At 69.8% G+C, this 21,699-nt stretch carries 21 protein-coding genes and 2 pseudogenes; 10 read left to right on the forward strand and 13 right to left on the reverse strand.

Annotation, left to right across the window (positions count from 1 at the left end; all coding sequences use genetic code 11):
* Positions 1 to 648 precede the first annotated feature (648 nt).
* Entirely contained in the window at positions 649 to 1,464 is an 816-nt protein-coding gene (fetB, locus tag AB0F68_RS33350) for an iron export ABC transporter permease subunit FetB (RefSeq protein ID WP_357345544.1), read from the reverse strand.
* Complete coding sequence (locus AB0F68_RS33355) at positions 1,461 to 2,144, reverse strand: ATP-binding cassette domain-containing protein (protein ID WP_357345546.1); 684 nt, start codon at positions 2,142 to 2,144, stop codon at positions 1,461 to 1,463. Before AB0F68_RS33355 ends, fetB begins: the two co-directional genes overlap by 4 nt.
* A gap of 225 nt (positions 2,145 to 2,369) precedes the next feature.
* Between AB0F68_RS33355 and AB0F68_RS33360 the strand changes: the two genes are divergently transcribed.
* The 3 genes from AB0F68_RS33360 (at position 2,370) to AB0F68_RS33370 (ending at position 4,128) form a co-directional block, all read left to right on the forward strand.
* Complete coding sequence (locus AB0F68_RS33360) at positions 2,370 to 2,513, forward strand: hypothetical protein (protein ID WP_357345548.1); 144 nt, start codon at positions 2,370 to 2,372, stop codon at positions 2,511 to 2,513.
* A gap of 91 nt (positions 2,514 to 2,604) precedes the next feature.
* Positions 2,605 to 3,195 (forward strand): hypothetical protein, encoded by a 591-nt coding sequence (locus AB0F68_RS33365; protein ID WP_357345550.1) that lies wholly within the window; start codon positions 2,605 to 2,607, stop codon positions 3,193 to 3,195.
* Between the two features lie 456 nt (positions 3,196 to 3,651).
* Entirely contained in the window at positions 3,652 to 4,128 is a 477-nt protein-coding gene (locus tag AB0F68_RS33370; RefSeq protein ID WP_357345552.1) for a hypothetical protein, read from the forward strand.
* 119 nt (positions 4,129 to 4,247) lie between these two features.
* Here the strand turns inward: AB0F68_RS33370 and AB0F68_RS33375 are convergent, their stop codons facing one another.
* The 5 genes and pseudogenes from AB0F68_RS33375 to AB0F68_RS33395 form a co-directional block, all read right to left on the reverse strand.
* Positions 4,248 to 5,183, reverse strand: coding sequence for a cyclase family protein (locus tag AB0F68_RS33375; protein WP_357345554.1), 936 nt, complete (start codon positions 5,181 to 5,183; stop codon positions 4,248 to 4,250).
* A 374-nt stretch (positions 5,184 to 5,557) separates the two neighbouring features.
* A complete protein-coding gene (locus tag AB0F68_RS33380; RefSeq protein ID WP_357345556.1) occupies positions 5,558 to 6,010 on the reverse strand; it encodes a DUF2809 domain-containing protein in 453 nt (150 codons plus the stop codon).
* Positions 6,011 to 6,043: 33 nt separating this feature from the next.
* Entirely contained in the window at positions 6,044 to 8,050 is a 2,007-nt protein-coding gene (locus AB0F68_RS33385) for an MXAN_6230/SCO0854 family RING domain-containing protein (RefSeq protein WP_357345558.1), read from the reverse strand.
* Positions 8,051 to 8,415: 365 nt separating this feature from the next.
* Positions 8,416 to 8,703 (reverse strand): annotated as a pseudogene (locus AB0F68_RS33390) (RING finger family 4 domain-containing protein); the annotation flags it as partial.
* A 5-nt stretch (positions 8,704 to 8,708) separates the two neighbouring features.
* Positions 8,709 to 8,888 (reverse strand): hypothetical protein, encoded by a 180-nt coding sequence (locus AB0F68_RS33395; RefSeq protein ID WP_357345559.1) that lies wholly within the window; start codon positions 8,886 to 8,888, stop codon positions 8,709 to 8,711.
* A 292-nt stretch (positions 8,889 to 9,180) separates the two neighbouring features.
* On the opposite strand from AB0F68_RS33395, the gene AB0F68_RS33400 reads away from it, so the two are divergent.
* The 3 genes from AB0F68_RS33400 to AB0F68_RS33410 all read left to right on the forward strand — a co-directional run bounded on the left by AB0F68_RS33400 (position 9,181) and on the right by AB0F68_RS33410 (position 12,737).
* Positions 9,181 to 9,897 (forward strand): methyltransferase domain-containing protein, encoded by a 717-nt coding sequence (locus AB0F68_RS33400; protein ID WP_357345561.1) that lies wholly within the window; start codon positions 9,181 to 9,183, stop codon positions 9,895 to 9,897.
* Positions 9,898 to 10,405: 508 nt separating this feature from the next.
* Positions 10,406 to 10,882 (forward strand): hypothetical protein, encoded by a 477-nt coding sequence (locus AB0F68_RS33405; RefSeq protein WP_357345563.1) that lies wholly within the window; start codon positions 10,406 to 10,408, stop codon positions 10,880 to 10,882.
* Between the two features lie 34 nt (positions 10,883 to 10,916).
* The gene (locus AB0F68_RS33410; RefSeq protein WP_357345565.1) at positions 10,917 to 12,737 is read left to right on the forward strand and encodes a glycoside hydrolase family 15 protein; all 1,821 of its coding nucleotides are present in this window, start codon (positions 10,917 to 10,919) and stop codon (positions 12,735 to 12,737) included.
* Between the two features lie 16 nt (positions 12,738 to 12,753).
* Here AB0F68_RS33410 and AB0F68_RS33415 read toward each other — a convergent pair whose 3' ends face one another.
* Positions 12,754 to 13,104 (reverse strand): hypothetical protein, encoded by a 351-nt coding sequence (locus AB0F68_RS33415; protein ID WP_357345567.1) that lies wholly within the window; start codon positions 13,102 to 13,104, stop codon positions 12,754 to 12,756.
* 532 nt (positions 13,105 to 13,636) lie between these two features.
* On the reverse strand, positions 13,637 to 15,019 hold the full coding sequence (locus AB0F68_RS33420) for a transposase (RefSeq protein ID WP_357345583.1): 1,383 nt from the start codon (positions 15,017 to 15,019) through the stop codon (positions 13,637 to 13,639).
* On the opposite strand from AB0F68_RS33420, the pseudogene tnpA reads away from it, so the two are divergent.
* A pseudogene (gene tnpA, locus AB0F68_RS33425) lies at positions 15,002 to 15,402 on the forward strand (IS200/IS605 family transposase). The gene AB0F68_RS33420 and the pseudogene tnpA sit on opposite strands and share 18 nt — an antisense overlap.
* A gap of 174 nt (positions 15,403 to 15,576) precedes the next feature.
* The gene (locus AB0F68_RS33430; protein WP_357345569.1) at positions 15,577 to 16,764 is read left to right on the forward strand and encodes a low temperature requirement protein A; all 1,188 of its coding nucleotides are present in this window, start codon (positions 15,577 to 15,579) and stop codon (positions 16,762 to 16,764) included.
* Positions 16,765 to 16,767: 3 nt separating this feature from the next.
* Here AB0F68_RS33430 and AB0F68_RS33435 read toward each other — a convergent pair whose 3' ends face one another.
* From AB0F68_RS33435 to AB0F68_RS33450, 4 genes are all read right to left on the reverse strand, one after another.
* Positions 16,768 to 17,952 (reverse strand): low temperature requirement protein A, encoded by a 1,185-nt coding sequence (locus tag AB0F68_RS33435; RefSeq protein WP_357345571.1) that lies wholly within the window; start codon positions 17,950 to 17,952, stop codon positions 16,768 to 16,770.
* Positions 17,953 to 18,183: 231 nt separating this feature from the next.
* Positions 18,184 to 18,657, reverse strand: coding sequence for a GNAT family N-acetyltransferase (locus AB0F68_RS33440; RefSeq protein ID WP_357345573.1), 474 nt, complete (start codon positions 18,655 to 18,657; stop codon positions 18,184 to 18,186).
* A 34-nt stretch (positions 18,658 to 18,691) separates the two neighbouring features.
* A complete protein-coding gene (locus AB0F68_RS33445; protein WP_357345575.1) occupies positions 18,692 to 19,063 on the reverse strand; it encodes a GNAT family N-acetyltransferase in 372 nt (123 codons plus the stop codon).
* Positions 19,064 to 19,195: 132 nt separating this feature from the next.
* A complete protein-coding gene (locus tag AB0F68_RS33450) occupies positions 19,196 to 20,113 on the reverse strand; it encodes an NADP-dependent oxidoreductase (protein WP_357345577.1) in 918 nt (305 codons plus the stop codon).
* Between the two features lie 486 nt (positions 20,114 to 20,599).
* On the opposite strand from AB0F68_RS33450, the gene msrB reads away from it, so the two are divergent.
* Both msrB and msrA read left to right on the forward strand, forming a co-directional pair.
* The gene (gene msrB, locus AB0F68_RS33455; protein ID WP_357345579.1) at positions 20,600 to 21,067 is read left to right on the forward strand and encodes a peptide-methionine (R)-S-oxide reductase MsrB; all 468 of its coding nucleotides are present in this window, start codon (positions 20,600 to 20,602) and stop codon (positions 21,065 to 21,067) included.
* A gap of 9 nt (positions 21,068 to 21,076) precedes the next feature.
* The gene (gene msrA, locus AB0F68_RS33460; RefSeq protein WP_091343884.1) at positions 21,077 to 21,583 is read left to right on the forward strand and encodes a peptide-methionine (S)-S-oxide reductase MsrA; all 507 of its coding nucleotides are present in this window, start codon (positions 21,077 to 21,079) and stop codon (positions 21,581 to 21,583) included.
* Positions 21,584 to 21,699 lie beyond the last annotated feature (116 nt).

Raw genomic sequence — 21,699 nt, forward strand, 5'->3', positions numbered from 1 at the left:
GGCCGGGGTGCGGCCTGGGCGGGCGGTGCGTTCTGGGGCCTGGTCCAGAGCCGGGATGCGAGAAGCCAGGGCAGCAGTCGCGGTTGCGGCAGCACTGGCGGTCGAGGCAGCGTGGCCAACACAGCCGCGGCCACGGCGGACAGAAACAGCGCCGTAGAGGATCGTCGACCAGCCCAGCATGAGAACCGCCGATGACATCCGGGCCGTAACCGCGGTTACATTATCGCGTGGACCGGGTGAGGGAGCGGCAGCCGAGCCAGTGGGTCCTGTTGGCGTATCGGATGTCACGGGAATCGTCACGGCCCCGGGATCGCAGCGTCCCCGGAGACGGATATCGTCGTGCGCTACCTGCCCGAACTGCCCGCCGAACAGGTGACTCAGCTGCAGGCCTTGTCACCGACTCCGGGTCGGGACGGGTGGTTGGCCGATCGATACCTGGACAGACCGAGGCGATCAAGGCGGCAGCGCCTACTGCGCCAGCAGTTGGATGTCCACCGAGTCCGGCACCGACTCGATGATCTCGGTGATTGTCTGTCCTTTCGCCAAGCCCTCCAGGCGCGGCATCACCGTCAGGCCAGACCGATTACACCCTTGCTTGGACAGTCCCAGTCCCTTCGTCGAAGGCCAGGCGATCGGACCGTCGCGGCTTTACCGGAGTCGTAGGTAGGAACTGAGCCGTCGTCGGACGGGGGCAGCCGGGAGGGGCACCAGGCGGTGAGCCCGGTCGAAGAGTGCGCGTTCGGCGAGTCTGGTCACCGCGAGGGCCGAGAGCGCGGTGGCGGTGAGGATCATGTACATGACGATGATCTGGTAGCGGATCGCGGTCAGCGGGTTGACGCCGGCGAGAATCAGCCCGGTCATGGCGCCCGGCAGGCTGATCAACCCCACGACCTTGGTCGCGTCGATAGTGGGCAGCAGCGCGGTGCGAACCGACGATCGCAGGTGGGGGTGGAACGCCTGGCGTGCGGATTGCCCCAAGGACAGACGCGCTTCGATCGCGGGCCGGGCAGTCTCGGCTTCCTCGACGAGCCGGCGCAACGCCACGCCGGTTGCCTGCATGGCGCCGGCGACAACCATGCCCCCGACGGGTATGAGTACGTGCGTCTGCGGGGGGATGGCGCGTAGCGCGACGAGGGCGCCAAGGGTGATGCTGCTGCCGGCGGCGATGGCGACGGTGGCGTACCAGCGGGACAGCGGCAGACCGCGACCCCTGCGGCCCGCGACCTGGCCACCGAGCACCATCATGAACGCGATCCATACCACGGCCCCGGGCAGCCCGGTGCGGGCGAAGACGAAGAGCAGAATCGCGCCGACGGCGACGAGCTGCACGCCGGCGCGTACCGAGGCAACGATGACTTCCCGGGACATCCGCAGCTTGTGCCGCTCGGCGACAACGACGACGAGTGCCACCAGAACCAGCGATCCGACCACCGCGCCCCAGCTGGGTACCGAGGTGTCCGTCACGCCGCTCCGCCAACCGCGTCGGCGCGGCTGGCCGGTACGCCGGCCAGCCCGGGTCGCCGTAGCGGAACCTGGGCGTCCGCCAGGGTATCGATCACGGCTTGGTCGTGGCTGACCAGCACGGCGGCGTGACCTGAGGCGACGAACTCGCGCACGGTCTGCATCACGCTGGCGGTTGCGGTGGCATCCAGCGCGGAGGTCGGCTCGTCGAGGAGAAGGACCTCCGGCTCCAGCGCGAGCGCGCGGGCCAGGCAGAGGCGCTGCGCCTCTCCGCCGGACAGACCGCCGGTGCTCCGGTGGAGAAAGACCTCGGGTGGTAGGGCGACCCGCTCCAGCAACCGTTCGGCGGTCGACCCGGACAAACCTGGCGCGCCCAGGCGTAGCTCGTCGAACACGGTCGCCGTGAGTACGACAGGACGCTGCGCTACCAGCTGTACGCGTCGCCGCAACGACAGCACGTCCAGCTCTCGTGCCGGTACGCCGCGGAAACTGATGGTGCCGGAGTCGGGTTCCTCCAGTCGAGTCAGCATGCGCAGGAGAGTCGTCTTGCCTGCTCCGCTCGGCCCGACGACCGCGGTACACCGTTGTCCGCGAATTCGTACGGACAGGTCCTGGAAGATCGCCGTGTCGTTCCTGCGGAGCGTGACCGCGTCCAGTACGAACAGGTCGTCGCCCTGATTCATGTCCTGCCTACCAACACAACCCCCTGCGTAGCAGCCGCTACAGATTCCCGCTTATACCGTAGTTCGCTACAGGGTTCCTCGACAGGGCCCCCGCCCGACCGGCAAATGGAGGCGGCGTCAACGCAGACAAGCGGCGGAAGGGAACAACGTCCCGGGTTGTCGAGGGTTTGTGTGAGGGTGCCGGTCTTGTCGAACGCCACCAGCTCGATGTCGGCCAGGTGCTCCATGACCACGGCGGATTTAACCAGGACGCCGTGGCGGCCGGCCAAGGCGATCGCGGACAGCAGCGGCGGCATCGTGGCCAGGACGACCGCGCACGGCGACGCGACGATCATGAAGGGCGTGCTGGATGTGAGTGGCTGTCCGTGAAGTGGCCAGCGCCGGGCGGAGAAGATGCTTCAATCGGACTGAAGCAAACAATGGTGGGACACGGACGAAGCTTCCCGCTGAGGAGTCCGAAATGCAGATGACCGCCACCGACAACCACGCCGTCGCCCAGGCGGTGCACGACATCGGGTCTGCCCTCTGGTTCGGCGGCACCGTGATGGGCGTCGCCGGGGTGAACAAAGCGGGCAGCGATCTGCAGGACGGCATCGACCGCATCCGGGTCGCCGAATCGGCGTGGAGTCGGTTCGGACCCGTGCAGTGGCTCGGCATTGGCGCCACCCTGCTCGCCGGCGCCCAACTGGCCCGCGTGGGTGGGCGACGCATGGCGTTGCAGAAGGGGTTCGGGACGGTAGGCGCCCTCAAGGCCGGGCTGGCGCTCGCCGGCGCCGCAACCACCGCCTACGCCGCGTACTGCGGAAGCAAGATCGGGCGGCTCGCCGAGGAGGCGCATCAACGCGGTGACAAGGTCGAGGTACGAGACGCGACGCTGTCGACGCCGCAGACTCCGTCCGAGATCGCCGTCTGGCAGCGACGGCAACGGCTGACCCAGTACCTGGTGCCCGTGCTCGCCGGGGCGAACATCGCCTGCGGCTCGTACCTCGTCCAGTCGTACCGGATCGGAGCCACCGGCAAGGGAGTGCTCCGGCGACTGCTGCCGGACTGAACCCTCCAGCCGCCGGCGTTCGTGCCTGAACATCCCCTCGACCACGAAGACGGCGCCACGTGAGACGTGGTGGTCGTGGTAGCCGGTGTCATGTCCGTCGGCCATCCAGGAGATCGTCCAGACGCCGAGATATTCACTGGTGTGAACGTCGCCGTACGTCCGCTCCCGTGTGGTCTAGCGCAGCCCGTCTCCATTTCCGATGGTCCATACGAAACATGTTCCTGGCGTCCGGACCATTCGCGGCGCTGGCCGGATGATGCCCAGAGACAGCGCAGTGGCGAGATTGTGGGCTGGAGCTAGCCGACCGCGCGCCCGGCAACGCCGGACGATGTCTGGCCCTCACCTACCCGAAGGAGGCCGACGGTGGCTGGGACATCCCGGGGATCGGCGTTCCGGCACCGGTTCGCCACGGCCACGGCCCCTCGTCGACCGCTGACCCGGTCGGCGGTCGGCGGCTTGGCCGCGCACGTGTTCTTCGAGTTGGCCGCCGGTGTCGGTATGCCGCTGGCCTCGGTGATCGGGCCGTACCGCGCGGCCACGGTCTGGGGATTGTGCACCACCGGCGTCTGGCGCACCGCGGGCAGTACGTCGCCCTCCGCGGATCGACTGCTGGCCGCAGCGAACGGCTTCGGCCTGGCCGCGGTGATCGCCCACCTCGCCGGATGGCCGAGCCGGACCCGATTCGGCGTGCCCTGGCTGCAGGACTGCGAAGGGCTCGGGCCTGACCTGATGCGGTACTACAACCCCATCATCTATTTCTCCGGCCTCACCTGCCTGCTCGCGATCCTCCGCGAGAACCGGGCTGCGCCTGCCGGGCTGCCCGCGCTCATGCTCGGCCTCGTGCCGGCGCTCGTGATCATGCAGCACGCGGAGCATCGGCGGCTGAAGGCGCAGGCGCGTCTTCACCGCAGCTGGTGGAATCGTAGGCTGTAATCACGTACTAATTTGAGCCAAGTCGGGCCCGACCAGCACGGCGTGTCCTCACCGACCACGCCCGTGTTCCAGGTGCGGGCCGGGTCCTTCGTGGCGTCGCACCCCCTCGTGAACCGCGGTCAGAATGTGGCGATCGGGTTGACCGGGCTGCCGGACGTGCCGGCGAAGCGGACCGGTGCGACTGTGAGGTGGAAGTCCCACTGGCCGAGCTCGGCAGCCGTCGTCGCGCACACCTCCAGGTCGCAGTTGTCGAGCATCCACAGGCCCATCGCGACGAGGCTCACGGCGTGAACCGGCATCAACACGTCTTCGTACCCCGACGGCTGAACGTCCTGGGGGGTGTCAGCGCCGATCAGCGCGACCTGCCGTTCATGCAGCCACGGCAGGCAGGACGCGTGCCAGCCGGCCTGCGTGAAACCGCTGGCCTCACCGGCCTCGCGCCGGACGCGGCCATAGCCGGTCCGCAGGAGTACCGCATCGCCGGGTCGCACCCGCACACCCTGGCGACGCTCGGCCTCCTCGAGATCGGCGGGAAACACACCCTGCCCCGGTTCCAACCACGGCACATCGCGGACCCTCGCAATGTCCAGCAGGACACCACGCGTGATGATCCCGTTCGCCGCCGCCGTGACGGCCGCCCACGCCGATCCCGTTGCGGCGTCGACCAACGAGTGCGACCGCCCGTTGTACATGATGCCGTCCCAGAAGATGTGGCACGGCGAGTCGACGTGGGTGAGGGTGTTGCCGTGGAACGTGATGCCGAGCCGCTCGGAGGAAAAGCCCCAGCGCCGGTCGGCGTGGAAGCCGGGCGGCATGTTCTCGGCACCCGGCATGTCGGCGGCGCACGGGCACGTCGTCGTCGACCGCTCCATGTCATCCGGTACGGCAACCTCCCATGCGCACGACACGCTCCTGCCGTGGCGCACGGCCCGCGCCGCCGCCAGCCGGACGTCGTCGGTGATGTGGTTCAAAGTCCCGAGCTCGTCGTCGTCGCCCCACCGCCCCCAGTTCGACAGCGTGTTGAAGTACCCGAGCACGTCGTCCTGCGTGGGCATCGGTCGCCCTGCCGTCATCCCAGCATCGACTCCTCCGGTCACGCGCCTCGAGGCACCGCAGGCAGGGTATCCCGCCCTCTCCTTATCGCCGTCGCCGCGATCACCCAAGGTGCGCATCAGTTTGAGCCAGGTCGGGAGTGCCCCGAATAGCGCGGCGGACGGCGCTTGGCCGCCCCACCACATCGACGACCTCACCGACAAGGTCAAACGGCAACGCCCACATCGCTACCGCGAGAGCCAGCCCCAACCCGGCCCGCGCCAACTTGAAAGGCCTACAGCCCACCGGGCCCGCCGCCATCGCAGGTAGCCGCGCGACCTGCGCAAGGCGTTCAACAACGCCTCGCCCGCGAAGTAGTCAGCAGCCCCGATGGCAGCTAAGGGCGGGTGTCAACGGGGCGGGCCGCTGGTGGGGGGACGACGTCGCGCGGCGGTTGCGGCGTCGGGCGGGCCCGAGCGCGCACCAGGTGGTGCAGCACCACCAGGGGAGCCACACCGGCCGGGTACCAGGCCAGGTCGACGGGGTCGAACTGCACACCCAGCGCCAGCCTCGCCGCCAGGCTCCGAGCCGACAGTTCGGCCGGCACCCCAGTCAGCTGCGCGCACTCCACCACCCAGCAGAACAGGGTGGCGACCGTCCCGGCCGGCACCGGCGTCATCCGGGGCCGCAGGAACAGCACCCCGGCCCAGACCATCGACGCGTACAGCGCGGTGCCGGAGTACTGCCGCAGCGCTCCGTCGTCAACCACACGGATCAGCAGTGCGAGGCCCAGGAACAGCAGCGCGGCCACCGGCATGAGCAGCCGCACCGTACGGGCCGTGATCGGCATTCTCGCGAAGGTAGCCACCGCCCCAAAGTACGGCTACCGCGGCACCAGCCCGGCGGCCAGGTCCGCGGCGGACACCGGCGTCCACGGCGCCCCGGCCGGCCCGTCGAGCAGTAGGGCGACCGAGCCGTCAGCCACCTCGCCGTCGAAGAGCCCCGTCAGCCGGTCCTGATCCACCGTCGCGACGAACGCCTTCGCGGCCTGGGGCCGCGGCGACGTGCCGTCCCCGGTGTCGCGGCTCGCTGCCGCACGGACCGCGGCCACGGTCTCGGCGCCGCCGACCGGCACCTGCGTGGTGGTGCCGTCCGCGTGCGCGACGACGATCCGCTCGGCCCGCGCCGAGGCGTGCCAGGCGGCGAGGTCCAGCAGGGTCGGGCGGGTGCCGGCACGGAAGTGTTCCCACAGGTCGGCGGCGAGCCGGCCGAGCCGCGCGCCGTACCCGCCGACGTTGTGCCCGTACCCGGCGGTCGACAGGCTCGCGTCGATCCACATCACCTCGCCGGTGCGCACGTTGAGCACCAGCGGCGCGAGCGACCGGGCGTCGCCGCGCAGGTTGAACCGCTGCACGACCCGGACCGGGTCGAACTGCCGGCCACCTCGCTCTGGCAGGGAGAAGCCGGCGAACGCAGCGTCCAGCGCCTCGAACGGAACGTCGTTGTAGCTGAACACCACGGGCACGGCCCACTCCACCCCCGCCGACAGCAGCGCGGCCCGGTCGAGGTCGAGGAACTCGGTGGCGCCCAGCGGCGGCGGTGCCGACGTCAGGTCACCGGAGTGCACCGCGGCGCGGCCCTTGAACCGCAGTCGGGTGTAATCACAGTGGCCCTGTGGCATCCACTCCTGGTCGTAGAACGCGCAGGACAGGTCCAGGTCGACCCGGAACTTCTCGCCGTCGGTCCAGTGCAGGAAGAGTCGTAGCACGTCCAGGTCGGGTAGGTGGCGGACGCTGCCCCGCGGCCAACCGGTCAGCTGCGCGGAGCCCGCGCGTTCGCGTCGCGGGGCGGGCACCCGGCTCAGCACGGCGTCGAGCACGGCCACGTCGAACCGATCCAGCCCGCCGGCCCGGTCGACCAGTTCGGCGTCGACGCCCGCCCGGATCTCGGCGATCGCGTCGGCGGGCAGCTGACGTCGCTGCTCCGGCGCGCTCCACGCCCGCACCACGTCACCCTTGGGGAAGAACGTGCGCCGCGGCGTGCCCCGCTCCGGCGGCGTACGCCGCTCCGCGACCCGGACTGGCGCGGGCGTGGCCGGCCGCCGTGTCCGCAGCCCCAGCGCGCGCCCCAGCGCGGGCCCGAAGGTGCCGACGTGCCCGGCTCCGACAGCCTGCGCAACCTCCGCCACCGACGCGTCGGCGGCCACCTCCACCGCCTCCACGACGGCGACCGTGGCGTCGCGGCCGGTCAGCGCGGCGGCCGCGTCGGCGAGGACGGTCGGCGACACCCGGGGGGCGACCTGCCGCGCGGCGTCCAGCACGACGCGTTGCGCGTCCGGGTCGTCGCCGGCCAGGCGGAGCAGGTGGTCGAGCCGCCGCCACAGGTCGCCGGGCCGCTGGACGAGCAGGGCGGCGGCGTCGGCCGCGTCCCCTTCGGCCACCGCCCGCTCGACCAGCGCGGCGAAGGTGTGAGCCCGTACCGACACCGTGCCGTCGGCGTGCCAGGACAGGATCAGCCGCTCGGGCGCGCGCTCATTGGCGGCGATCATCGCGGTGCCCAGCGCGCCGCCGGCCGGGGCGCGGGTGCCGCGCAGCGCGGCGAACGCGACCGCCGCGTCCGGGTACGCGGTGACCCGCTCGAAGGGATGCAGCCGCTCGGCGAGCCGCTTCCAGACGGTGGGGTGGCGTGCCATGTCCTCGGCCGCCGTGACCGGATCGAGGGACCCGACGAAGGCGAGCACCGCGCGGCGCAGCGGCCGGGGCAGCGCCCGCACCCGCGGCGCGCCGACGGCCACAACCGGCTCGTCGACCGGCCGGTACGCCTCCGACGGCGAGTTGTCGCCGCGCCGCCGCGGCAGGACAAGGCCGGGATCCCCGCCCGAGACACCCACAGGGCGCGGGCCACGTCGGTGGCCGTGCCCCAGCGGGCGGCGGTCTCGGCGAGCACCCGCTCATGGGCGGCGGTGAGTGCCGTGCGGTGCAGCGCCTCCGCGACCACCACTGCCAGGGTCTCCCGGGCGGGCACCACCGCCGGCAGCCAGTCGAGGCGGTCCGGCGCGGTCGCGGCGACGAGTGTCCGCAGGTCGGCCAGGTCGGCCTCGCCGAGCGCCGTGGGCCGCCCCACCAGGTCGTCCCGCAGCCGCACGGCGGTGCTGGTGGGAGAGTGGTCAAGGATGAGCCGGCGCAGCCGCACCGGCTGTGCCGTGGACGACGCCGGCGGTGCCGCCTCGGCCACGAGCGGCAGGTAGGGGTTGCCGGCGGTCAGCCGCCGCCCGCAGATCGGGCAGGCGGTGTACGCGTCGGCGTCGAAGCAGTCCGCGCAGACCAGGTGCCCACAGGGGTCCAGCGCGTGGACCCAGCCCTCGGCCCCGCACAGGATGCACGGTGCCGCCTCGGTCTGCAGCAGATGCACGATGAGCCGCTCGACGTAGAGCCGGTCCGCGGCGGCCGGGGTGTCCGGGAAGCGGCGGAACAGCGGCACGTGATCCCGGTCGGCGCCGACCAGTTCGGCGGTGACCGCGCAGACGAAGTCGGCCCAACGCATCCGGATCACCGGGTCCAGCAGGGCGAACCGCCGCCGGATCGCCGCGTCGAGCAGCCAGCCGTGGCGGCCAGGTCGGCCTCGAGGTTGGCCACCCAGGCGTCGCCGTCGGCGGGCGGGGCGGCGGCCGGCGCAGGCAGCGCCACCGCGCCGGCCCGGCGCAGCAGGATCGTCGCGAGCGCGTCCATCAGCGGCGTCCTCCTCCGGCCTGGTGCGCCGGCGGTCGGCGCCGCTACGGCAGACAGATGCCGGGGCGGAGAGTCGGCACGCTGCATTCAGTCGAAGAAAGTAGAAGGAAGCGCACCTGGGAGCCGCCCCGGCCCGCCGATGCTACGGCCGATGACCGAGGTTTCGCGACCCGTTTTGCCGCCGGGTCAGCGGCTCGATCAGTTGGCGGTTGGATGACACGCCTTCGAAGGAGACGACGCTGTCCAACACCTGGTCGGCCACAGCGGATGGGGCTCTGGCAGGGTGCTCAGCATGCCGGATCGCCTGCTCGATGACGAGGCCCTGGAGTCGTCCGCGGTGGTGGCCAACTCGGCGATGAACCGGGAACGCCAACTCGCCGGCGTGAACAGCTACACGCGGGAACTTGGGTTCAACCCACTCGACTGGGTCACGGCTCGGATCGGGCAGTCCCCACAGACGACGATCGGCTGGCTGGACCTGTGTTGCGGGACGGGCCGCTGCCTCCTGCAGGCCGCGGACACACTCGCCCGGGACCGCCTCGATCATCTCGTGACGATCGTCGGCGTGGATCTCGTCGACTTCTTCGACCCCACCCCTGCCCCGGGCGGGGCACTGCAGCTGACCTGTGCCTCCATCACGTCCTGGTCGCCACCGCGTCGGTTCGACCTCATCACCTGCGTCCACGGACTGCACTACCTCGGCGACAAGCTAGCGGTGCTGACCAACGTCGCCAGCTGGCTCACCGACGACGGACGGTTCAGCGCCGATCTCGACCTGGACAGCATCCGCCTCGCCGATGGCCGGCCCGCCGGCCGGAAACTCGCCAGCGCACTCCGCGAGGCAGGCTTCGCCATCGACACCCGCCACCGCCGAATCGGCCGGAACGGGCCCGGCGTCGTGTCACTGCCATACACCTACCTCGGCGCCGACGACCGCGCTGGACCCAACTACACCGGCCAGCCGGCGGTCAACTCCTACTACGCCGAAACCCACCCGCCACGGTCGTAGGTCTCCCGCAACCGTCACCGACAGTACGCCGGTGCGGACAGCCGCGAGTAGTAGAAGGGTCCCGGTCTATCGCCAAGACGGCAACGCGACCGCGAACAGCGAGGCGAGCATCGAGCGCGGGCGTTTCGATGCGCGTGTGGGCTTGATCGGACCATCGCCCACCTCACGGGTGACATAGAGGATGACCAATTCCGTACAGTGGCCAGGAACGCCGAGGTTGTCAACCGGCGGAATGGCGAATCCGGCTCGGCTTCCACGTCGAAGAACCGGTGCGCCTGGCGCTGGTCGTACCTCATCAAGCAGGCCAACGTGCCCGGGCGGGTGGCTTATGGTGAAGCCCGGGGCGGCGGTGGTTGCCATGCCGGTGCGAGGTGTATGCCCCGATCGGAGCCGTAGGGCCTTCATGTTTTCCAGCTGAAGGATGGACCCATGACAGAGCGAACATCTGCCCGCGCCGGAATGCTCGCCGTGCAGACCCGGAACAAGCGCGCCGCCGGCCATTGCTGAAATGGACTGGGCGGGATGGGGTCTGTTCGGGTTGGTCGCCACCGCGGCGCTCACCGCGGCGTTGATCACTGCTCAACTGGCCGGCCTCACTCGTCTCGACCTTCCCCTGGTACTCGGGACCCTGGTCACCGAGGATCCCGACCGGGCCCGGGTCGTCGGCTTCTTCATGCACCTCGGCGCCGGTCAGGGCTTCGCCCTCGGTTACGCGGCCACGTTCGCCCTGCTGCACCGGGCCACCTGGTGGATCGGGGCGCTGCTCGCGACGCTGCACGTCGGTATCGCGCTGACGGTGATCCTGCCGCTGCTTCCGGGTGTCCACCCGCGGATGGCCTCCCAGCGGGCGGGCCTGACCAGCACGGCCGTGTTGGAGCCGCCCGGCCTGTTCGCCGTCAACTACGGCATCCAGACCCCCACGGTCGCGGCTGTCATCCACGTCATCTACGGAATCGTCCTCGGACTACTCCTCCAAGCCGATTGACCGGGCCCGCGCGACTCGTGAGGGAGCAAGCTCCATGACGGACGCGGCTGCTCTTCGGCCCCCGGCTCCGATCAGCGACTACGGGCTGATCAGTGACACCCGCACCGCTGCCCTCGTCGCCAGCGACGGCGCGATCGACTGGCTCTGCGTGCCCCGCTTCGACGCCGAGCCCCTGTTCGGCCGGCTGGTCGGGGGCGCGGACGCGGGGACGTTCCGGGTCGGGCCGGTCCGGCCCGGCCCGGTTGTCGAACGGCGGTACCGGCAGGAGACCGCCACCCTGGAGACGACCTGGGCGGTGGGCGGCGGCCGCCTCACCCTCACCGAGGGCATGGTGGCCGAGGTCAGCGGCCGCCTGCTGCCGGCGACAATGATCGTGCGGCGGCTGTCGGCCGAGGAGGCGGCGGTCGACGCCGTCGTGGAGTTCGACCCTCGCCTCGGCGTACGCCACCGCCGGCCCCGAGTCCACCACCGGCGCAAGGCCCTGGTGTGTGACTGGGGTTCGCTCGCGGTCTCGTTGGGCAGCACGCCCGAACTCGCCATCGAACCCGGGCGGCCCACCTCGATCACGGTCAGCCCCGGCCGACCGGTCACCCTCGTGCTGGCCGTGGCCCACCGCGAGCCCCTGATCCACGTCGACCCGGCGGCGGCCTGGGATCTGCTCAGCGAGGACGAGAACCGATGGCGGGACTGGGCCGCCGAGATCGACGAGTCGCTGCCCTTCCGCGAGCACGTCGTACGGAGCCTGCTGACCCTGCGGCTGCTGACCTACTCGCCTTCGCAAGCTCCGGTGGCCGCACCCACGACGTCGTTACCCGAGGATCCCGGCGGGATACGGAACTGGGACTACCGCTACGTCTGGCCCCGTGACGCCAGCATCGGCGTCAGCGCCTTCCTCGCCGTCGGCAAGCCCGAGGAGGCCCACGGTTTCCTCGCCTGGCTGCTGCACGCCAGCCGGCTGCAACGGCCACGCCTGCCGGCACTGCTCACCCTGCACGGCCGCCGCGTGCCGGCGGAATGGGAACTGCCCGGCTGGCCCGGCTACCTCGGCAGCGTCCCGGTACGGATCGGCAACGGCGCCGCCAATCAGCACCAGCTCGACGTCTACGGCTGGGTGATCGACGCCGCCTGGGCGTTCGCGCAGGCCGGACAGCTCCTCTACAGCGAGACGTGGCGGGCGGTACGCGGCTTCGCCGATGTGGTCGCCCGTTGCTGGCAGGAGCCCGACGCCGGCATCTGGGAGGTCCGCGAGCCCGCCCAACACGTCCATTCCAAAGTCATGGGCTGGCTGGCCCTGGACCGCGCCCTACGCATCGCCGACACCCACCCACTGTCGGACCGCCAACGCCGAAGCTGGACGACAACGCGAGACAAGATCGCCGCCGAGGTCCTGCGGCAGGGCTTCGACCCCACGTCGGGCTGCTACGTCCGCAACTACGGCTCCCAGGACCTCGACGCGGCCATGCTCGTCCTGCCGCTGCTGGACATGGACAGCATCGAATCGCCCCGGGTGCAGGGCACCATCGACGCCATCCGGGACCGGCTCTCCGCCGGCGGTCCGCTGCTCTACCGCTACTCGCCGGGACGTGACGGTCTCCCCGGCACCGAAGGCGCGTTCCTGCCCTGCTCGTTCTGGCTCGTCCAGGCCCTCGCCCGCAGCGGGCGCCGCCTCGAGGCCGTCGAGCTGTTCCAGACCATGCTCGAGTACGCCAGCCCACTCGGCCTCTACGCCGAGGAGATGGACCCCGCGACCGGCGCCCACCTCGGCAACTACCCCCAGACGCTGACCCACGCCGCGCTCGTCCAGGCCGCACTCGCCATCCGGGACGCCCCCACCAGCGATCCGGTGTCCGGCTGACCGGGGCCAGCCGAGGCTATTCCTGGGTGACGGATCTGAGGTCGTCAGGACTGATCGCCTTCGCCACCTCGCTCAGGTCGTTGTTCAGCTGGTGATCGCGTCTGGGCAGCAGGTGCAGCTGTGCCTGCCGGATGGCGCGGGCGTACAGGTCGGCACGCGACGGTGGGGGAGTCTCGTCCCGGAGCCCATGAAACACGTGCACCGGCACGCCTTGTGGCAGCCTCGCGCCGAGGTCGTGCGGCAGCTCGAACTCGTCGCCGGGCCAGCCGCCGGCACCGACGAACGGAGCGGCGACCAGTACGATCGCCCTGAGCTCCGGCTCCGGTGGCCGCTCGGTGAGCGCGTTGACGAGGATCGTCGCGCCCACCGGATGGCCGACAACGACCGCCCCCGTCGTCCAGGGCGGCCACCTCATGCCGGATGGCCGCGCTCCACCTGGCGTAGCTCGGGTCGTCCTCGTTCGGCATGCGCGGGTAGCGGACCTCGTACCCGTCCCCGAGTTCCCGCCTCAGGCTGTCGGACAGCTTGTCGTCCCATTCGTCGTGCGCGCCCGCGCCGCCGCCTTGAACGAACAGGATCTGCCGGGTCTCTGCCATGACGATCCACCTTCGCGCTGTCATCTGAGTGCGTGCGGGGGTCAGCTGGCTAGGGTCAGGGCGTTGCCCTGCGCATCGTGGCGCATCATGATCGGACGATGCTGGACAGCGTGTTCCGATGGTAGTCAGCACATGGTGGGCCCTGCACGCCGTGGTATCGCTTGCTGCGGCATGTCTGCTCTGGGCCTTCAGCGTTCCCGGCTTCTCCTTCGGCCTCGAAGGCTCTCCCCGGCTGTGCGCCAGGTCAGGACCGTGGTGGTCATTGCGTGGCGCAGGAGCGGGCAGCTGATCTCAGCGCTGTCATCACCGCCGACGCCGCGCGGCGCCGAGGGCGGCAGCCATCACGCACCGGGCCGGTACGACCGAAAGATCGCGCGTTGACATCCTCTCTGCCCTAAGGACGGAGATTCCCTCCACGCTGCGCGTGGGACACGCGGCGTGCGGGTGGGTTCCCGCTTCCCTGCGCGCTGCCGGCACGGGTGCCGGTCTTACGTGCGCTCCACGGGCGTTGAGGTCCGCCTGTCCAGCGGCCCTGATGTTCCTGGCGGCGTTGACGTCCCGGTCGTGGGCTGCTCCGCACGGGCAGTCCCACGATCGGACGTTGAGCGCCATCTTCTCGTTGATCCGGCCACACGCCGAGCACATGCGGGTGGACGGGAAGAACCGGTCCAACCGGCCGAAGGTACGCCCGTATCGGGCGGCCTTGTACTCCAGCATGCCGGTGAATGACGCCCAACCGGCGTCGTACACCGATTTGGCGAGCCGGGTCCGGCCGAGACCGACGACGCACAGGTCCTCGACGTACACCGCTTGGTTGTCGCGGATGATCTGCGTCGAGAGCTTGTGCTGCCAGTCCCGCCGGGTGTCGGCCACCCGGGCGTGCGCCCGCGCGACCTTCACGACGGCCCTCTTGCGCCTGTTCGAGTCCTTCTGCTTGCGCGAGAGGGCCTGCTGCAACCGCTTGAGCTTGCGGGCGGCGCGGCGCAGGAACTTCGGCGCGGCCACCTTCGTGCCGTCCGAGAGCACCGCGAAATGCGTCAGGCCCAGGTCGATGCCGACCTCGGCATCGACCGGCGGCAACGTCTCGTCCGCGCCGAGGGTGACGACGAACGAGGCGAAGTACCGCCCGGCCGGGTCCCGGATGATTGTCACGGACGAAGGGTCCGACGGCAGTGTCCGGGACCAGCGGACCGCGAGGTCGCCGATTTTCGGCAGTCGCAGCCGTCCGTTGTCGAGGACCTTGAACCGGCTGTTCTTGGTAAACCGGATGCTCTGCCGGTTGTCCTTGCGGGACCGGAACCGGGGCGGGGCGACCTTGCGGCCCTTGCGCTTGCCCGTGACCGAGGCGAAGAAGTTGCGGTACGCGGTGTTCAGGTCCGCCAGGGCTTGTTGCAGCACGACCGCCGACACCTCGCCCAGCCAGGCGCGGGCCTCGGTCTTCTTCGCCTCCGTGATGACCCGTTTGGACAACTCACCGTCAGAGACGTACGGCAGTCCGGCCTCGCGGGCTTCCTGCCGTGCGCGCAGCCCGTCGTTGAACACCACCCGCGCACACCCGAACGCCCGAGCCAGCTCGATCTGCTGCCCTGGCGTCGGATAGACGCGGAACTGGTAGCGGAGCTGCACGAAAAGCACCGTACCGCATTGGTTTATGGCAAAACTTAAGGCATCCGCACCGGTAGACACTGCGTTTTTTGCCTTGCACGTTCACGTGGTCTTCGTGACGAAAGTTCCGGCACAAGGTGTTCGACGACCGGCACCTGTCCCGCATGGAACAGATAATGCGAGACGTGTGCCGCGACTTCGAGGCCGAGCTGGTCGAGTTCAACGGCGAGAACAACCACGTGCATCTGCTGATCAACTACCCGCCCAAAGTGGCCGTGGCCCGGCTGGTCAACAGCCTCAAGGACGTGCCGTCGCGCCGCCTGCGGCAGGAGTTCCCCGGCCTCGTACGCCACTACTACCGGGCCAACCAGCACTGGTCGGGCTCGTGCTTCGCGGGCTCCGTCGCAGGGGCACCGCTGAGCGTCGCAAAGCAGTACATCGAGCAGCAGAAACATCCGACTTAAGGCACTACTCGGCCTGACGGCCCTCCCAGCGCGGGCCTTCGCCCCCGCCCTGAAGGGCGGAGCACTGGCCCGCATTCCGGTAGTGGGTTATGACGCCGATGGCGAGCCTGCGGCCGGGCCGGTGCCCGTAGGGTGTCATCAGGCGAGGACGGTGCGGAGGTCCGGAGGACGTCGATGGTGACGGAAGGCGGCGCCAACGCGGCGGCTCCGACGCCACGGGACCCCGGCCGCCCGGCGTTCCTGGAACTCTTCTTCGACCTGGCGTACGTCTTTGCGATGATCTCCCTGGTCAGGATGCTCGCCGCTGACGTGAGCTGGACCGGCGTCGGGGGGACGCTGGTCCTGCTGCTCGCGTTCACCCTGGTCTGGGCGGTGACCACGTGGGGCGCCGACACCCTGGACCTGATGCGGCCCGCGGTCCAGGTGCAGTTCATCGGGGTGGCGGCCGGCAGCCTGCTGCTGGCGGCCGCGGCACCCGACGCGTACGACGGGCGCGGCCTGCTCTTCGCGATCACCTACTTGGCGATCCACCTCGGTTCGAGCATCTACTACCTCCTGCTCCGGCCGAGTGCGAACGAGCCGCTCAGCAGCGGCCGGATCTTGTTCTGGTACACCATCGCCGCCGTCGGCTGGATCGGCGGCGCGCTGGGCAGCGGCCCCACCCGCCTCTTGCTCTGGGCGGCGACTGTCGCCATGGAGTACATCGCCGCCTCGCTCGGCTGGCCGCTGCCGAAGCTCGGGCGGTCGCAGCCGCAGGAGTGGCGGCTGGTCGGCGAGCGGGTGGCCGAGCGGTACCGGCAGTTCGTCATCATCGCGCTCGGCGCGTCCATCTTTATCATCGGGACGACCTTCAGCCTGAGCGACTACACCATTGAGCGGGCGTGGGCGCTCCTGGTGGTGTTCACGATCGTGGTGCTGACCTGGCGGATCTACATCTACCGGGCCGGCGAGCTGCTGACCGAGGCCATCGCGCGATCGGCGAACCCGTCGCTGCTCACGCAGTCCGCCGCGGTCACTCATCTGATCATGGTGGGGGGCATCGGCGGTATGGCGGTCACGAGTCAGCTCGTCGTGATGCGTCCCTTCGGGGAGACGCCGCCCTCGTGGGCTGCGGTCATCCTCGGCGGACCGGCGCTGTTCCTGGTGGGCCGCGGGGTGCTGGACTACACGGTGTTCGGTCGGATATCTCGGTCGCGGCTGGCCGGGCTGGTCCTGCTGGCCGGCGCGGCGCCGGCCGCGGGCCTGCTGCCGCCGGTCGTGGTCGCGCTGCTTGCCATGAGCATCCTGGCCCTGGTCGCTGCGGCGAACCTGGTGAGCACCCACCGGCACGCCCGCGCGCCGACGCCACCGGCGCTCGGGTGACCCTCACCCGGTAGGCACGGTGACCCGGACGGGCCGCGCGTGTGCGGGCAGCGACTCCCAGGCCAGGATGAGCAGCAGGATCAGATTCGCCACGGCCAGGATGGCCAGCGGCGGAAGCAGCGCCATCGCGGGGCCGATGGCGCACAGCACCACGATCCCCAGCGCCCGGGACCAGAGGACCCGTCCGGTGACCACGGCGTCGAACAGACAGCTCCCGAGCAGGAACAGCGCCGGCCCGCCGAGGATGGCGGCGATCCAGGCGGCCGGTGCCGCACCGAACGGCTCATCGTTGACCAGCGAGACGCTGGTCGACAGCACCAGCACCCCGGCCACCATCACCAGGTGGCTGTACGAGGTGGAGGTGCCGGGCCGGACCCGCTCCACCATGGTGACGGCGGGCGGTGCCAGCAGCTGCCGCACCCGGTGGAAGTAGAGCTGAAAGAGCACGACAGCGCCGGCGAATCCGACGAAACTCGTGGCCACCCGGCCGGCCTGGAAGTCGCTGCCGGCCAGCCCGATGCCGCCGCTGAGGACCAGCTCGCCGAGGGAGATGATGAAGATTTCTCGATGCCGCTCGGACAGGTGGGCGCCGGTGAAGATCTGACTGGCCAGTTCGGTGCGACCAAGTTTCGGCGTCGGCCAGCCCAACCGGGCCGACCCGAGGTCGAGCGCCACCGCGACCGACCAGAGCAGCAGCCGGGCCGTTCCGTGCACGAACACCCCGGCCACCCATGGCAGCGCCGTGACGCCGAACCAGAAGAACACTCGGATGCTCCGGGCCTGGATCGGGCGATTCACTCGGGTACTGGGGATGAGGACGGCGTCCCGGACGAGATGGATGCCGAAGTACGCCGCGACGAGCAGCCAGCCGTAGTCGGCGAAGGCATACGGCACCGCGACCGCCATCAGCAGGGTGCCGAACATGACCGCCAGGACGGTGGCCTGGATGATCGGCAGCCGCGGGTTGAACAGATCGGTGAGCCACGCGGTCAGTACCCAGACCCACCAGGCGGCCATCAACAGGACGGCGGTCTGGGCGGCGCGCCGGACGGTGAGGTCCTCGGCGAGCCCCGCCGAGAGCCTGGAGAGCATGAAGATGTAGACCAGGTCGAAGAAGAGCTCCAGGAACGTCGGATAGTCAGGCCCGCCGCGCCGGCGAAGGATCCGGGGGAGCGGGCTGGGCCTCACGCGTCTGCCTCCTTTGGCACGCCCCTCGGGGAGCGGAGGCACGTTTCTCCTCGCCAACCTACAAAAGCGGGGGTCGCCGGAGAGCGGAAACGGAGCAGCAGGGCGCAAGCCCTACACCGGTCATCGGCCCGACACCCCCGCTGGCCGCGGTGCAGCAGGAACCCACCCGGGCGTTGCGCGTTGCGCGTGCAGCGCCGAGGGAATCCCCGCCGTCCATCGCGGTGGAGGATGTCAACTCATGTCGTTCTCGAACGCGGTGAGCTCCTCGTCGTGGCCGCCTTCGGCGGGTTCGTGCCGGGGATAGGCGCCGGCGCCGGGATGAACCTTGTCGATGAGGTCGAGGTATTGCGGGTTGCGGGCGATGAACTTACCCACGACCGGGCAGATGATGGTGATCTTCTTCCCGCTCTCGCGGATCTCGTCCAGCACGCGAGCGACGAGCTCCGTGGCCACCCGATGGTGTCGGTAGGCGGGGTCGACCCAGGTCGACAGCAGCACGACACGGCCGCCCACGAACCGGTATGGGAGCTCGGCGATCGCTTCGGCGCCGAGGGCGGCGATCCAGCGACCGCGCTCCGCGTCGTTGATGACATCGAGCTCCCAGCTGGATTCCACATCGCTGAGACTTGTCTCGTGCAGAGCAGCGATGAGCGCCGCGTTGTTCTCTTCCCGGGTGGCCGCCTCGGCCTCGAGATTGATCGTCATTGTCACACCTTCTCAGGGGAGCTAATAGGTGGGCTCAGGACAGATGGGGGTGACCCTGGGTTGCTCCCGGGTGCTCGGGGTCGACGAGGTCGGCGTACTCGGGGTTGTGCTTGATGAAGGTGCGCACGATCGCGCACATGTTGGTGATCGTCTTGCCTTGCACGCGCACGTCGTCCAGGACGCGTCGGATCAGCTCGGTGGCGATGCCCTGTTTGCGGAACTCGGGGAGCACCGAGGTGGCCAGCAGCTCGAGTCGGTGGTCTCCGGCGACGTTGTAGGTCAGCCCGGCCACCACTCGGTCCCCGACGATGGCGTCGTAGATGCCGAGTGTTTCGTCGTTGACGACTTGGAGGTCGAACGCGGGCGCGTGGGGATCGTCGATTGGTGTGCCCTCGTTGAGGGTCATCAGATCACTCCCGGGTCGTGGCGGTAGTCGTACTCGCCCAGCCGCATGTCGTCGACGCGAGATGAAGGCCCAACCATCGACGTGCTTCTCGCTACTGCGGGGGTCGTTCTCGTGCTTGGGTGTGCCGAGTCCTTACGAGCGAACGCGGATGATCGTCTTCCCGGTGATCCGCTCGGTCGGATTGAGGGCGGTGACGGCGTCGTCGAGGGTCGCGACGTTGCCGATGTTCGTCCGCAGGCGTCCGTCGCGGACCCGCTGGACGACCTCACCCAGTTGAGCGCGATCGGACACGACGACGAAGTCGACCGCCAGGCCGTCCGCGGGCCGCGCCTGCGGCGGCCCGACGACGGACACCAGCGTTCCTCCGGGTCGAATCAGGCTTGCGGACCGCTTCCCGATGTCGCCGCCGATGACATCGAAAACCAGATCGACTCCGCCGACGTCTTCGAGGACGTCGTTGGCGAGGTCGACGAACTCCTGCGCGCCGAACTCGAGCGCCTTCTGACGGTCGGCAGTGCGTCCGGTGCCGATGACGTAGGCGCCGGCCTCGCGTGCGAGCTGCGTCACCATCGTCCCGACTGCGCCGGCCGCGCCGTGCACGAGGACGCTCTGCCCGGCCTGAAGGCGGCCGTGCTCGAACAGTCCCTGCCACGCCGTCAGGCCCGAGATCGGCAGGCTCGCGCCCACGGTGAAGTCGACGTCGCCGGGCAGCGGCGCGAGGTTGCGTGCCTCGACGGCGACATACTCCGCCAGGGTGCCGTCGCGATTCCAGTCCGTGAGGCCGAACACCCGCTGTCCCACCGACAGTCCCGTCGTGCCATACCCGAGAGCGGTGACCACTCCGGCCAGCTCGTGCCCCGGGATCGACGGCGTCCGGTCACGGCCGAGGCGATCGGTCCAGGTCGAGGGCCACGCCAGCTCAGTCGGGACGAATCCCGACGCATGAACCTGAACGACGACGTCGTTCAGCGCCGGTTCCGGCTCAGGCCGCTCCACCAGCGTCATCCCGGCCGTTCCCGCGGCCTCGTCCGTCACCGCAATCGCCTTCATCCGGCGTCTCCCTGTGTTCAGTCCTCGTTTGCACGGTCACGAGGTGCGAGTTTCGATTTACCAGCATGAGCGGCGCCAGGCTTCGGTGTCTTCTTTCCCGCCGAATCGCGATTTGTGTTGGCAACACCCGGTTGCTCGGGAGTGGCGCGACGTCCGTAGAACCCGGCGCCGGTGGGCACGCGGACAGTTCGTCGCTAGCGGAGGCACCCAGCCGGACGCCCCGAAACTAGTCGCGGCGCAACTGGTCGGTCAAGTCCACTCTTGAGGGCCAAGCGGCTGCTACCGTTGCAGCGACTTGCCCAGGTTATACACCGTAACACCGGCACCTAGCCAGCCACGTCCGGACATCTGTTTCGGACTTGATGGTCCATGAAGGTGCGGGGCTGCGGGAACACAACCGGCCCGTAGGGTGTCTGTACATTTGCGCGTCCAGGTGCGTGTCACCTGGTTCCCCAGCTTCGCGTCGAAAGGCGGGAAGGGAGAGCTGTGCCGCAGCACACCCAGTACCACAAGAACCCGGAAGCCGTTTCGAGGCTCGACCCGGAGCAGTACCGCGTGACCCAGCAGGACGGCACCGAGCGCCCGTTCGCCAACGCCTACTGGGACAACCACGAGCCCGGCATCTACGTCGACGTCGTGTCCGGCGAGCCGCTGTTCGCATCGGTCGACAAGTACGACAGCAACTCCGGCTGGCCGAGCTTCACCAAGCCGATCGCCAAGACGAACGTCGTCGAGCGCGAAGACTCCAGCCACGGGATGATCCGGACGGAGGCCCGCTCGCTGCACGGGAACAGCCACCTCGGCCACGTCTTCAACGACGGTCCCCCCGACAAGGGTGGACTGCGCTACTGCATCAACTCCGCGTCGTTGAGGTTCATCCACCTCGACGACCTGGAGAACGCAGGGTACGGCGAATACCGCACCCTGTTCACGAGTGACACCGACGACAAGTAAGGAGACGACGTGACCACCGAAAAGGCGATCCTCGCCGGCGGCTGCTTCTGGGGGATGGAGGAGCTGTTCCGCCGCCAGCCCGGCGTCGTGTCCACGCGCGTCGGCTACAGCGGCGGCGACGTCCCGAACGCCACCTACCGCAACCACGGAACCCACGCGGAGTCCATCGAGGTCGTCTACGACACCGAGAAGACCGACTTCCGCGCGCTGCTCGAGTTCTTCTTCCAGATCCACGACCCCTCGACGAAGAACCGCCAGGGCAACGACATCGGCACCAGCTACCGCTCGGCGATCTTCTACACCAGCGACGAGCAGAAGCGGGTCGCCGAGGACACGATCGCCGACGTCGACGCCTCGGGCCTGTGGCCCGGCAAGGTCGTCACCGAGGTCACCCCGGCAGGCGACTTCTGGGAGGCCGAGCCAGAGCACCAGAACTACCTGCAGACCTACCCCAACGGCTACACCTGCCACTTCCCCCGCCCCGGGTGGAAGCTCCCGAAGCGGGCGACGGCCTGACATCCCTCGGCGGGGGGGCCCCCGGGGCCCGCGCCCGCCCCGGGGGGGGGGGGGCTCACCCCACCCCCCCAACGACAGGCCCCCCCCCAACGCCCCCACGCACAGCTGCACAAAAA

Source organism: Micromonospora sp. NPDC023966 (genome assembly GCF_040639095.1).
Classification (GTDB): Bacteria; Actinomycetota; Actinomycetes; order Mycobacteriales; family Micromonosporaceae; genus Micromonospora.